The organism is Chitinophaga qingshengii (assembly GCF_014529935.1).
GTDB lineage: Bacteria > Bacteroidota > Bacteroidia > Chitinophagales > Chitinophagaceae > Chitinophaga > Chitinophaga qingshengii.
This window is the reverse complement of record NZ_JACVFC010000001.1, coordinates 3,583,723-3,597,517: the sequence shown is the minus strand read 5'-3', so window position 1 is coordinate 3,597,517 and position 13,795 is coordinate 3,583,723. Positions and strand designations below refer to the sequence as shown.

The following is a 13,795-nucleotide window of genomic DNA, read 5'->3' as shown; positions in this document are numbered from 1 at the left end:
AAACAAGGGCACTTATGGCGTAATAAGCGGAGCAATAATTTTGCGTAGAATTTTTAATCCCTAATTCTTTTAATGACCCCATTATGCAAAGAATAAGACTAACTATTTTCATGTCTGCCTGCGCACTCATCAGCCTTTTCTTCTCCTGCGGCACCAACATGGCAAAAAACGAAAACGCACCACTAACAGATTCCGCCCGCCTGGTAGCACGCGGTGAATACCTGGTAACGATTATGGGATGTAATGACTGTCATTCCCCCAAACGCTTAGGTCCTAAAGGTCCGGAAGTGATCCCCGAAACAATGTTGTCCGGCTACCCGGCAGATCGTCCTGTCACCGCTTATGACACCGCCATGGCCAAAAGAGGTATCGCGCAATTCAATGAAGACATGACCTCCGCCGCCGGTCCCTGGGGTGTTAGTTTCTCCGGGAACCTGACCAGCGACGATACCGGTATCGGCAACTGGACCCTGGATGCTTTTAAAAGGGCCATACGCCAGGGTCGCTATAAAGGGAGTGAGAGCGGCCGTACCCTGCTTCCCCCCATGCCCTGGCCCAACTTCGCCCGTTTAACGGATGAAGATGCCGCCGCTATTTTTGCTTATCTGAAAAGCACGAAGCCGGTCAAAAATGCGGTCCCTCCCCCATTGCACTTTTAACTTACAGCAGTCCGGTATGATTATACCGGACTTTTTTTTTGAAAAATTTTCTTTGAATTGTGCCGGCATTTAGTACATTTGCCGCCCGGAAGGACTATCAGTCAATCCGTTATATTCCTCCTTAGCTCAGTTGGTTAGAGCATCTGACTGTTAATCAGAGGGTCGCTGGTTCAAGTCCAGCAGGGGGAGCTTGGTTATCAAACATTTAAAAGGTCACTTCGGTGACCTTTTTTATTTTTTGCCAACAATTTGCCAGCAGCGTGGTCGAAGAGCTTAGCGTTATCTAAGTTAATTTATTTTTCGCGATAGTCTTGTGCTCATATTCTTCGCTGAGAATTACAACATGAATGTTATATGACTATCATTCTTCAAAATAATCATTGTCCAGACGTTTGATATCATAAGATCTTTGTACTGATACGCCAAGATTGTAATCAATCATTAATTGTGCTAGTTGCACTCCATCTATCAATACAATCTTTGTTTCGTTTTTAGGGGCATAGTTCAGTGCATCCTTTGAAAACATAGAAGTAGTAATGAAAATTCCTTTCTTCGCTCCTTGCCCAGCTAAAGCCCCTACAAACCTATGCAACTCCGGCCTGCCGACAACGTTGCCTGCCTGCCAACGTTTTGCTTGAATGTAAATTATATCCAACCCCAATTTATCTTCCTTAATTGTTCCGTCAATTCCTTCATCGCCAGTTTTCCCGATCGCCTTTCCGGCGTCCTTCATAGAACCACCATACCCCATTTTCACTAATAATTCTACAACCAGCCGTTCAAAGAAAGCTGGACTTAATCGACGAACTGTATCGATAAGTTCTTGTGCCAAGGATTGGCGTATATTCTGATAAGCTAAGTCGATAGTTTCTTCGGGAGTTTGCTTTTCTACTTGAGTAGTATCAATTTGCTCCAATGATCCAGCATCTTCCTTTTTTATGTTCTGGAATTCTACAAACTCAGGAAATTGTTTGAGTAGATTGTTGTCGATCTTTTTCGGATTTCCTTTTAGTACTTGCAAGCCTCGCTCGGTTATACAGACCACTCCTCTTTTAGGAGAATCTAACAAACCTGCCTTTTTCAAATAAGTTCTTGCCCAACCAACCCGGTTCGCAAACAATAGGGATTGGCCGCTAGGAAGAAGTTCACTCATTTCTTCCTCAGTTAATTTGAATTGTTTGCCTAATAAAACTATGACGTCCCTAAATAAGTATTCTTTTCGATCAGATAACTGCTTCAATAGAGGCAGCATTATTGTTTGATAGTCCGGTATTGGCATAAATACTTGAATTATTTTTTGCTTTTAGCCTTTTTTATCAATTTTCCAAAACCCGTTGGTTCCAGCTTGTACTCTCTTAGCCATTGCAACCCTTCCAATACTTGGGCTCTGGTATATTGGTGCTTTCGCTCACTCCAATTATAGAAAGATTGAATCAGTTCATCTTCCACAATTGGCTTTCCCTCTATGATGAAATTATTCCAAACAGCATAGATAGTTGCAATAATTTCCGATTTAGCCTCTGTCGCACCTGATAACAAACGGAAAAGCTTATCTAGTTGTCCTGTTGCCGGACCAAAATAGTTTTGATAATACTTTTCTATTTTACCCTGTTTTTCTAAGGCTGCAAATTTTCTATCCTTGCACTCATACCATTTATTCTTTTTGAGATCATTATAAATAGTATGCATGAATACATTGTCATAGGGACCGGCCGCCTGGTAATAGTAGTTGAGGTTCAAGTCAGCTTCTACAATATGTTCTGCAAGAAATTGTATTTTCTGAAACTTGATGTCTGTAAAATTTGCATCATTCTTAAACCTTGAAATAATCTTTCCTGCTAATACCTGTTTGGCGAATGTTTTTCTATTAGTCGGTATGTTTAGTTGTACAACTTTTCCCAAAGCGGCTTCCGGTCTAGTCGCCATCAATAAATCTTGTCCATGGCTGTGAGTATTACCAATAACTTTCACTTGCCCATTCATCAGCATCGGCAGGAGCCAGTCTCTTAGGTTAGCGAGTTGATGATTCTGTTTTTCTAAGTTGTCTTGCTTATCAAAAATAGGTTTGACCTGCTCAATAAATTTTTCTACAATCTCATATTTAGGCTTTATGATCTTTATTGATTTGAATACACCTGCTGATATTTCCTTAAAAGTTGAGCCAGTGGCATTAGCTTCTATTGTTGGCATATAATTTTTCAAAACATAGTAAACGTACTCGTGTGAATATGTTTTGTTGCAAACAATAGATTTAAATCCTTGGTTCGTTGTACAATCAACTGTATTAACCGCTAGATATCCGATTGGGGCCCTTGAAGACATCAAAACAGATTTTGCAGGTAGAAGATTTAAAGACGCTGCCATAAAGCCCTTCTCTGTAATGTCTAAATCTCCCTTAGTAATAAATTTGTTGCCATTGTTTAATGACAAATCTTTAGGAGTAATCCAGGCTATACCATTACTTGTAAAGTATTCTTCAATAGACCTTGATGGAGTTCCCCCTCCTACGATTGTACCGAGGTCATTTATAAGCTCGTGTTGCCATCCCTCCGGCACCTCTCTTCTCAATACTTCGTTACAAACCATTTTCCCGCCGGAAGATTTGTATGGTTTCCCTTTGGCATTCGGAAAATCAAACTGCACAAACCAGTAATCATATAGCGTCTTCGCCATTTGTTCCAGCTCTGCATTGATTTTATTATTGAGCTCAATTTTATCGTCAAAAGCAGAAAGTACGGCTACTATTTTTTTGAACTCGACATCATTTGGTATTGGAACTTTAAAGTCCTGCAGAGATTTTAATGATAGATTTTTAATGGTGGAGCCCGTCGCAACGTCATAAAAATATTTTTGGACGCCAGGCAATTGAAAGTAGTAATAATAAAACTTGTTTATGCTAGTTGTAAAATTTAAATAAGCGCTGCTTTTACCTAGCATGATTCTTTCACCTCGATAAAAAGCCATATTACCAATGGTTCCATTAATTCCCAACAGAAGAGAATTTTCGTTTAAAGGAATAAAATTGCTTTTATATTCATCTTCGGATACTTCCTTTGTGTCTGAATTAATTATTATACGGCCTCCATTAAGATTGTTACCGTTTATGAAATAAAATCCTGTATTTTCCGAATATTGAGGAGTGCCGTGTAATCCATCACCAATTCTCGTGCATAATGTTGATAATTTGTCTATTCTCCACTTATTCATATATCACCCCTTTTAACTGTTTAATAATTTCTTTATCCAGTTTTTCACCTTCCTTAAACAAAGCATTCAGCCGGTCCTCAAAGCACTCCATTTTAGATCTAAACTCTTTGGCTGTAATGTCCACATATTCAATCTTCAATCCAAAATACTGTCCGGCGGAAAAGCTGTAATTCTTTTCCACAATTTGAGCTTTTTTTACCACAACGGAAAAATCTTCAATAGCTTGCTTTTTGTTCATTGCATCTATAATACGACGCTCTTCAGCATCAGTTAGTTTGGTCCGTTGGTTTTTGCCATCCTTTACCGTTTCACCTAATTTAGAAGCGTCTACCAGTACCACTTTATCGCTATTCGCTTTTTTATCTATGAATAAGATAGATACGTTGGTTCCTGTGCTGGCAAATATATTGCTTGGCATACTCACTACCCCTCGCAACCAGCCGCGCTCAACCAAGGCTTCGCGGATTTTTCGTTCAATGCCACTCTGTGCAGTAATAAATCCTGTTGGAACGACAACAGCCGCTTTGCCATTAGGAGCTAGGCTGTACATAATGTGCTGAATAAAGAGCAGATAAATAGCCATGCTCTCTTTTTTTGTATTAGGTACGTTAGGAATACCTGCAAAAAAACGCTCCTTAAAACTATCCTTCGCGAGGTCTTCGCGATAATCGGAAAAATCGAGCTTAAATGGCGGATTAGAAACGATATACTGAAATTTCTCTTTGATATAAGAAGGTTGTAGTATAGTATTGCCCTTAATGATGTTAGGTATGGAATGGGAAAGACTGTTCAGGATCAGGTTCAGCCGTAGCATATTCGCCGACTTCTGCGAAATATCTTCGGAATAAATTGTACAGTTTTTCTCACCAATGGCGTGTGCAATATTCATTAGCAGAGTCCCGGACCCCGCACTGGGATCATACACAGTTGCATTACTGATATCCGTTTCGTTCACTAATATCGCAGCCATAATATGCGCTACGGCATGAGGTGTATAATATTCTGCATACTTCCCTCCACTGTCGCTGTTATAATCTTTAATCAGGTATTCAAAAATGGTAGCAAAGAAATCATATTTCTCGCTGAACATCCTTTCAAAGCTAACATTAACCAGTTTGTTAATCAATGCGCGGCAGAAGGCATCTCGCTGAGAAGAATCACGGATAAACTGGCTAATGTTGTCAAACATTTTATCCTTGACACCAGTTGTGGATTTGACAGAATATAAACTTACATTTTCGGTGCTGATGTTAAGTAACGTGCCATCAAAATACGTTTCTGCAAAATTATCACTGTTGGAATTGTTGAAGAGATAGGTAATGAGTTGTTCGGGCGTTAATTTAGCAGCTTTATTACCAATCCTGCCATGCAAAAACTTCCTTTTTTCCTCCGGCATGGCCTCGTAAGCCTTTTGGAAATCATCTGCTTGGGCCAGGTCTTTGTCTATTTTCTTCGCCTCATAAATGAATTTATCGTTCAGGTATTTGTACAAAAATACCTGGGTAATTATATTAAACTCGCTTGCGTCATTTCCCAAACCATAGTTGGCGCATACGCTTTTCAGGTCGTCTATCAGCGCCTTTGTTTTGGTAATAAATTCTAGTTCCGTCATAGCTTATCTGTAATGATTGTATTGCTGTAAATATTCTTTAACTATTAAATGGTTAATTACTTCAGTGGTATTGTAATCAAGTTTTATATTTTTTGTATCAATAAACTGATGTATTACAATACTCATTACTTCATCCTTGAAATATTCGTCATTTTGTAACAGATTAGTATTGTTTAAAAAGAAACCATCTACCTGTGTCTTAGTGCCCATTAGGGCATCATGCACCTCTGATTCTTTCGCTGGTACGGTATGCGCTGCTGTAAGCCGTTTATGAATTCGCGCGTATTTCTCATCGTTTTCGTACTTGGCTTTTAGTAGGGCGTTTTTGCGGTTGAGCTCTTTTATCTCATCATATATTTTACTAAGGAGATGAATATTTTCCCGCATATCCTCCTGGCTTACTTCGTCCAAATTCTTATTTTTAAAAATCCGCTCCAGTTCTTCCCTCAAGCTGATGAAAGCTGGATCTGAAGGATCGAAATTTCGTTGCAGTTCTTCTCGCGTCTTACGTAGCTGGTTCCGTAGCCGGTCTGCCAGTATCATTTCTTCTTCTGATACTTTGGTGAACTGGAAGAAAATATCTTCCAATGCGGCATTCAGCAAATTAGAGGAGTCATTGTTGCTATTAATGTCCTCCACCAGGTTTAACATGTCCAGTCTACGCTGTACTTCATTTAATAATTGCTTAAGTTTATGAAAATCAATTAGTTCAAGTAACTCTTCATTTCCTTGTAACCGGATGATATTTCTTAGCTCCTTTGCGTTATTTAAAACATTCAGCAAATCTACTAATTGCTTTTTGTCTTTAATATCGCCAATCTGTAAACGGAAGTTTTCAGCGTTAAGGGTGTCGAACTGAAACAGCTTGTCTTTAATTGTTATGATTTCATTTTGAATCTCTTCCGGCGTTTTAAATAAATTGGAATAGTTCTGCATTTCATCGCCTAATTCATTTTGCAGTTCCTCAAAATAGTTCTGGTTGGTCGTCTTAAACTCTTTAGTGATGTCGGCAAAATCTACTACAAACCCATAACGGTAATGTTTGTAAGGCCGGTTAACCCTGGTTAAGGTTTGTAAAAGATTATGATTTTTAACTACACGGGCGAGATATAACTTTTTGAGGCGACGAGAGTCAAAACCAGTGAGTAACATATTGTATACAAATAAAATGTCTATTTTACCGTTTTTAAATGCCTTGATATCTATTTCCCTCTCGTCTTTACTGTTTACGTCATGCAATATCAGGCTCGCCTTCAGCGGTAGCGGCATGCTATAAACAGCCGGATCTTCAGCAGCCATAGCATATTCGTATTTTTGAACACCATAAATTTTTTCAAATTGATGAAATAGTTCCTTTGCCTGATCGGAACTATCGCATACAACCATACCACCAAGAGTGTTATCATCGTGCGTTTTCCGAAAGGCATTTAAGTCCTTAATAATATAATCCAGCATCGGTGCTGCAAACTTGGAGTGAGCAAAAATCTCGCTTTTGGATATTTCCCCTTGTAGTACCTTGATCTGTGACATTACATCCTTCATCTGCATTTTGTAGGAGGTGCTGATCGCTTCCCGTATCAATCGCAATGTATAACCATCTGCGATGGACATATTATAGTAGTATTTGTGAATATAGTTTCCAAAAATGGCTTTGGAATCATAATCTTTAGCTACTTCCCTTAATAGCGGCGTGCCTGTCAATGCTATTTTTACAGCTGCTTCATCAGACTTTAACAGGTTGATTAAATAGCTTCCCTTAGGGTTATAACTTCTGTGTGCTTCATCAATAAAGTATACCCGCTGAATATTGATATCATAGTCCAGCTCTTCCAGTACTTTACTGTCTTCTGAAAACTTTTGAATGTTAATAACTGTAATTTCCAGTTCGCCGGAGTTATTCTGTATGGCGCTTGCTGTTTTTATGTCTCTGATAAACTCGTTCCTGGAATTTACCATCTTTACAAGCAGACCTCTTGAGCGAAACTCATTCCTGGCCTGAATGGCTAAGTCCAGACGATCAACGATGAAATAGAATTTGGGAATTACACTTTTCTTCTGATAATAATGTGTGAGAAATTTCACATTAAAGAAAGCCAAGGCGGTCTTTCCGCTTCCTTGTGTATGCCAGATGATACCCTTTTTGATGCCTTTATCCAGTTCAGTCTCTATTGCCTTGGTCGCAAAATACTGAGGATAGCGCATGATGTGTTTTGGGACCTCGATTTTGCCTTCTTTTTCCTCTTCAACATATGCGATTCCGAACTGCAGGAAGAAAGCCAACCGCTCCTTACTAAGTAGGGAGGTGAGCAGGCGGTTAGTTGGGGTGTCAAAATGTTTATTCGTTTTAAATTCTGCGGTATGTTTTATGGCAACAATATTATTGTCTTTTAGCACCAGGTTCTCCAGCGCCGGATCTTCGGGTTTAAGTAGCTGGGTTAAATTTAATACGTTTTCTTCCCGGAAGTAATTGAACTGTACCCCTGTTTTGGATGGCGTTCCATAATAAGCGCCCATTACAGGTTCTATCACACCGTCTTCATATTCCATATTGTTGGAAAAAATCATCAATTGGGTGATGTTCGCAAATACAGAAAATTCTTTTAATGCAAATCGCTTGTCAATACGATTGCGTTCATCCAATACCCCCTGCCTATTATTGGGCTTTTTTACCTCTATAAAGACCAATGGCATCCCATTAATCAACAACGTAATATCCGGACGGAATTCTTCATCTCCATTTTTGCAGGTAAGCTCTGTTGTAACGTGAAATGTGTTCTTGTTAAAGCTTTGAAAATCAATCAGTTTTATGCCTGACGTATTGACGAGATGCCTGTAAAAATCCCGTCCGAGGTCATCATACTTCAGTTTTAATCCAACTTCCTCCAACACAACTGTCGCTTCCTGTTCTGAAATGCCATTTATTTCAGCAATAGCTTTTTTAAAGATTGCCGGGAAGACATTATTTTCCTCAATTCGTTGCTGCTGGCTTCTAGGGATATAGGTAAAGCCCATGCGGCAAAGATGCAAAATGGCGGGAATTTTAACTCTTGAATCTTCGTTGAACATTTCGTTGAATGATTTTCGACCTCTTAATAATAAAAACCTCCATCGGGAATAACAATGAGGCTATTTGTCACTTGTAATAGCAGGCTGTTTTTTGTAACGCAGACGTTGAGCAAATGCGGACAAAAATACTAATAATTGATTATCAACAACCGGATAAATGATGATAGTGGAATTGCCAGTCCGATTCCAATTTTGGCGAAATGATACGGAATGGTATTCTCATTTTAAACCAATAGTTGCTGAATTCCTAATATAAATAAATATATTTTAGTTTTTAGGTTAATAAAATTATATTTTTAAATAATTGATAACCAATTTATTAAGATAGTTATTGCGTGAGGTTGACACCATTTAATCGATTTTATAAAGCTATCAAGATGATTACCTAAATTTCCTCGTCTCCGGATCATAAGCCAACAGCCGTTTCCGTTGCTCCAATATCTCCCTATATCTCCTTTTACCTTCTTCGCTTAAAAAGCCACGCTCAACCAACACAAGAGCATCAACAGTTTTGTGAATGATTTTGTCGATCACCTGCCGCGCCAGTGGTATAGGAATACCTACTTTCCCGGCAAACACAATAAAGGATTCACCGGTATACATGCCAACATCGTAATAAGTAGCCTCATTATAATCCTCTTCATAAAGGCCATTGTGAAGTCCCAGATGATGATCGTCAAGATGTAGTCTTGTGCATAACAGATCATAGGCAGGTGAAAGGATATAATCTCCCTGGCTCGTTTCCATCAGGGAGAAGTTTTTAAGGTGCGCATCTCCATTACCGATAAGATAGTTGATTACCAATAACCGGAAAAATTCCAGCAACACTACAGGGGTAGCCACTGTATATTGTTTGATCAAATTGGCGATATCGAGGTAGGATGCATTGTATTTGAAATTTACTCCTTCTCTTTCGGGGGATTTACCCATCAGGGTAGCGAAATCTTCCAGTTGATATTTGTCTTTACCGTTGGGTTTATAATCGAAACGTCTGGTGAGGTAGGCCGTCGATCCATCGTCAAAAAAAATAATGCCGCATTCAGCGGTGTTGATGCCAAACACTTGTTTGGCGATCTGCATACTTAAATGTTCATTTGCGGGGAGGTCTTCCAACAGCTCCAGCCGCTCATTTGGTACCGGTTTTAGTATGTGGGTGCCGGCTGTGTCTGTTAATACCAGCGTGTTTTTCTCCTGACGTAGACTGTATTTTTCCTGCACCCCACTGATGCTGATATGTTTTCGTTTTTCGTTGTATGCTCGTGTGAGCGCAGTGTTTTTTCCGGGAGGGCCAAATGGCAAAACATGTGAAATCTTCCTACCGCGGCTTCCAAACAGGTTCGCTTCAGCCAATGGGCTATATGTAGTAAACCCCGGACGCAGTGTCGAAGGGCAAACATTAATGGTTGGTAGCGGCATGATCTTCTTTTATTGATAAGGGACCTATATGATCACCGCCTGCAGTGGCCAGTAGAAGTCCGAAATAATCGTTTTCGTCAATTTTCAGCAACCTGACTTGCATAGCTTTATTAGCTCCTTCGCTTAATAAGTTGACAAAAACCGGGAAAAGTATGTCACTTTCATAAGGAGCTTCCCGTAAAGGCAGTGTAAGGCTGATGGCGCGGCTATCAGCGGCTGTGAGATATTGCTTCTCGTATACAAAACGGTACCTTTTTCCTTTTTTAGATAAGTATCCGGCTAATATTTTGTTGTAAAAAACCTGGGCTGATTTCATGGCTCTGTATTTACTGATTGTTTTAATAACAGGTCAATACGTAGGCCCAACGGATCTGCGAGCTGGATCAACGTTTGTAGTGATGGGTTGCCTTTACCCCGTTCCACTAACTGGATAGTGCGGGTGCTGACACCTGAAAGTGCTGCGAGTTGTACCTGTAACAGACCCAGCAGCTCTCTGCGTTGTTGAATCTTTTTCCCAAAATCAATAACCTCTGTGCGCATTATCCTTCGCTTTTATATAAAAATAATAAAAAAGATCGAAATTTTCAGCAAAAAGCGTAGTATAATTAGTTTTTAAGTGTTTATGATAGTTGTTGTAAAGTTTTACCCTCCAAAAGTGAAGTTTATTACGCATTTTCATCCCACTGCCTCCCATTTACCATTGTTTTTTATTACATTTAAACCTGAAGCCGGAAAACCGATTAACCCGAGCGCCGGAAAATGACCCGGCTGCCAGAACAATGCAGGATTAATCAAGATAACCAGGATGAACCCTTTCCTTACTTAAAAGCCCTTAAAAGCCTGAGGTATGCTTACTACGACTACACTGAAAACCACCCGAAGTTGGATCGACAAATTTTGCAGAATAGGCACTGATAACCCTTTACTCGATCAGGACGCCAGAAGAAAAATCTACATCGTAAACCTGATTGGAGCCATTACCGTATTAATGAATTTTATTCCGGGCCTGATTATACTGTCACTGACACATAGCCTCCGGATATATATACCATCTACTGCGGAGGGACTGCTATTTATGCTGGTACCCTACCTGAATTACAAACATCGTTATAATGCCGCGGTGATGCTGATGTTTGGGGCGCATATGGCATCGTTTTTATATTTCGGGTTATTGTTCGGCCCGGCGGTCAATGTGAGCGCTATTGCCACTTTCCTGATTGGTTCCGTTGTGCTGCTGTATAACTCGGAACGTTATATTATTACCAGCATTATACTGGCGGTTGTAGCGATTCTTATACTTCAGGTAGATTATTTCTACCAGTTTGTTCCTCCCCTGACGCTTTCTGAATACCAGTTATCGGTCATCAATAAACTGGCTGCCATGATTGTATTTCTGCTGAACTGCATTACACTGTATTGTTACATTACAGCATTGCTGAAACAGCGGAAACGCCAGGAACAGATCATCGCGGAGAAAACTGCCCAGTTATCTACCGCCTGCAATTTCCTGGAAGAGTTTGTACATACGAACTGGCATGACTTGCGGCAGGGCGTCAATAACCTGGTGCTGAGCAATAAGGATCTGCTTAACACACAGCAGGAACAAGGCTTTCCGGATGTAGTGAGAGTGCCGGCGGAGCAGCTGTCCAACCTGGCTATTGTTAGCTGGAACCTGGATCAGCAGGTCAGCAATGCACTGGATTTTTCCCTGCTTAGAAAAGGCCAGCTACCGGAAAAGAACCTGGAAATTATTACCGTGCGCCAATGGGCGGAAGAAATTGTCCGGTTCAATTCCATGAGTTCCAAAAGAAAAAATGTGATGCTGCAGTTAAGCATACAGGCAGATATTCCACCCCGTATTGTGACCGACGTGCGCCGTACGACCAGGATTGTGAACAACCTGTTGTCCAATGCCATTAAGTTCACCGCCGTAGGAACAGCGGTGGAGCTGGAAATAGGCCTGGATGCCAATAAACGGCATTTTACCATCCGTGTCAGCGACCAGGGCCCCGGCATTGAGGCCGACCAGCTGGAACAGATATTCCTGCCGTTTACCACCACCTATAACGCATTTCAGCCCGGTTATGGTATTGGACTGCCTAATGCGCGGGTACTGGCAAAATCCCTTGGCGGCAATATACAGGTGGACAGTGTTCCGGGTAAAGGCGCTACGTTTACCTTCCGCCATCCGGTGTTTAAGTTGGGAGAACAGGAAACGGCGCCGGTAGAACAACAACAGGCCGATTTTGGCGGCGCCCGTGTATTATTTATTGATGACAATGAAATGTATCATAAGCTATTCAGGCAACGATTGAAGGAAACCGGTTGTGAAATGCATTCCGAATTTACCGGTGCCAAAGGACTGGAAGCCGCCAGGACGTTTCCCCTGCCAGACCTGATTTTGCTGGACCTAACCCTGCCGGATATCCATGGTATGGAAGTACTGAAAAAACTCAAAAAGGAATATGCCACCAGGCATATTCCCGTAATTATAGCGAGTACTGTTGAGGAAGCAGGGTTGAAGGAACGGGTACTACAAGCCGGAGCAGATGGTTTTATTCGAAAGGAATTGACTACGGATAATATCGGAGCTGAGTTGCAGAAATTTCTTTCGTTTAACGTCGCCACCGGTTCATAAACGGAGTTTTAGCGTGTACCTGCCACTATCGGAAGCGATGATGGAAACAGCACCAGGCTGTCATCATTCATCACGATAGGGCCTTCGGAAGCAAGGCGTAGATCCGGGAACCGGGAGAACAACGCATGAAGGGCTGTATTGGCTTCCACCCTGCCCAGGGCTTCCCCGATACAATAGTGGATACCATGACCGAAGCTGATCTGTTTGTTAATATTGGGCCGGTCGGTATTGAACTGTTCCGGATCTGAAAATACGGCCGGGTCGAAATTGGCGGCCCCGATCCAAACTTTCAGGATGTCGCCTTTCTTTATGGTTTCTCCTGCCAGCTGCACGTTCATATTTGCTTTCCGGTAATGACTCTGTATCGGACAACAATAACGCAGCAATTCGTCGAGGATATTGTCGAGGTCATTTTTTTGACGGATTTTTTCCTGCAGGTCAGGACGGGAAAGCAGGTACTGGACACTATTGGCCATGAGGCCGCTGGTAGTGGAGTTGCCCGCCATAATGAGGGCCATGGCGGTTCCAAATACTTCTTCTTCTGTCAACTTAATGCCATCGTCGTCCTGTTGCAGCAGCGCACTGAGCAGGTCATTGGCTGGAGCGCTTTTGCGGGCAGTAATCAATTCCTGGAAAAACTGCATCATCTGCCCCATTACCTGTTGTTTGACCATCATGATGGCCTGGATATCTTCGCCGTCTGGCGGGGCCAGGATGGTGTCTACCCAGCTGCTTACCTGTTGGCTGTTTTCATAGCCGATGCCCAGCAAATGGTTGATGACAACCGAAGGAAACGGGCCGGCAAAGTCTTTTACGTAGTCAAATCCTTCATGGGGATTTACAGCGTCCAGCAATTGATGTGCGATAGTATGGATCCATGGTGTCATTTCTTCTACCCTGGCGAGTGTGAGCGACTGGGAGAGAATCTTTCTCAGAAACCGGTGCCGGGGAGGGTCCATCTGGTTAATGCTATTGGCGAGCGGATTGCCTTCTACTTTAGGCATGTACGCATTGGAAAAGGATTTGTAGTCGCCCATTACAGCCGTACACAAGGCGTGACTATGTACATGCCAGACACCTTTGGCGCCGAAAAAAGTTTGATGGGTTTCGTCATAAGCTAGTGGCCGGGCGTGCAGGGCGATATAATGATTTACCCTGGATTGCCAGAAGTTTTGCATAAGTCGTTCGAAGATTTAG

The 13,795-nt window shown here is 41.5% G+C and carries 10 protein-coding genes and 1 tRNA gene; 3 read left to right on the top strand and 8 right to left on the bottom strand.

The window, feature by feature from the left end:
- Positions 1-83: 83 nt before the first annotated feature.
- A complete protein-coding gene (locus ICL07_RS14015; protein WP_223151834.1) occupies positions 84-659 on the top strand; it encodes a c-type cytochrome in 576 nt (191 codons plus the stop codon).
- Positions 660-774: 115 nt separating this feature from the next.
- A tRNA-Asn gene (locus ICL07_RS14010) sits at positions 775-848 on the top strand.
- Positions 849-1,020: 172 nt separating this feature from the next.
- Here ICL07_RS14010 and ICL07_RS14005 read toward each other — a convergent pair.
- The 7 genes from ICL07_RS14005 to ICL07_RS13975 form a co-directional block, all read right to left on the bottom strand.
- Positions 1,021-1,938 (bottom strand): restriction endonuclease, encoded by a 918-nt coding sequence (locus ICL07_RS14005; protein ID WP_188088517.1) that lies wholly within the window; start codon positions 1,936-1,938, stop codon positions 1,021-1,023.
- A gap of 11 nt (positions 1,939-1,949) precedes the next feature.
- Positions 1,950-3,866, bottom strand: a complete 1,917-nt coding sequence (locus ICL07_RS14000; protein ID WP_188088516.1) for a restriction endonuclease subunit S — start codon at positions 3,864-3,866, stop codon at positions 1,950-1,952.
- On the bottom strand, positions 3,859-5,478 hold the full coding sequence (locus tag ICL07_RS13995) for an HsdM family class I SAM-dependent methyltransferase (protein ID WP_188088515.1): 1,620 nt from the start codon (positions 5,476-5,478) through the stop codon (positions 3,859-3,861). The genes ICL07_RS14000 and ICL07_RS13995 overlap by 8 nt, the downstream gene beginning before the upstream one ends.
- Before the next feature lie 3 nt (positions 5,479-5,481).
- Positions 5,482-8,544 (bottom strand): type I restriction endonuclease, encoded by a 3,063-nt coding sequence (locus ICL07_RS13990; protein ID WP_188088514.1) that lies wholly within the window; start codon positions 8,542-8,544, stop codon positions 5,482-5,484.
- Positions 8,545-8,925: 381 nt separating this feature from the next.
- The gene (locus ICL07_RS13985) at positions 8,926-9,960 is read right to left on the bottom strand and encodes a HipA domain-containing protein (RefSeq protein WP_188088513.1); all 1,035 of its coding nucleotides are present in this window, start codon (positions 9,958-9,960) and stop codon (positions 8,926-8,928) included.
- Positions 9,941-10,276: a HipA N-terminal domain-containing protein gene (locus ICL07_RS13980; protein WP_188088512.1), complete on the bottom strand. Its 336-nt coding sequence runs from the start codon at positions 10,274-10,276 to the stop codon at positions 9,941-9,943. The genes ICL07_RS13985 and ICL07_RS13980 overlap by 20 nt, the downstream gene beginning before the upstream one ends.
- The gene (locus ICL07_RS13975) at positions 10,273-10,500 is read right to left on the bottom strand and encodes a helix-turn-helix domain-containing protein (RefSeq protein ID WP_188088511.1); all 228 of its coding nucleotides are present in this window, start codon (positions 10,498-10,500) and stop codon (positions 10,273-10,275) included. Before ICL07_RS13975 ends, ICL07_RS13980 begins: the two co-directional genes overlap by 4 nt.
- A 307-nt stretch (positions 10,501-10,807) precedes the next feature.
- Here ICL07_RS13975 and ICL07_RS13970 point away from each other — a divergent pair, with 307 nt between their 5' ends.
- Complete coding sequence (locus ICL07_RS13970) at positions 10,808-12,598, top strand: ATP-binding response regulator (RefSeq protein WP_188088510.1); 1,791 nt, start codon at positions 10,808-10,810, stop codon at positions 12,596-12,598.
- A gap of 8 nt (positions 12,599-12,606) precedes the next feature.
- On the opposite strand, the gene ICL07_RS13965 is transcribed toward ICL07_RS13970, so the two are convergent.
- Positions 12,607-13,776: a cytochrome P450 gene (locus ICL07_RS13965; RefSeq protein WP_188088509.1), complete on the bottom strand. Its 1,170-nt coding sequence runs from the start codon at positions 13,774-13,776 to the stop codon at positions 12,607-12,609.
- Between the last annotated feature and the right edge of the window lie 19 nt (positions 13,777-13,795).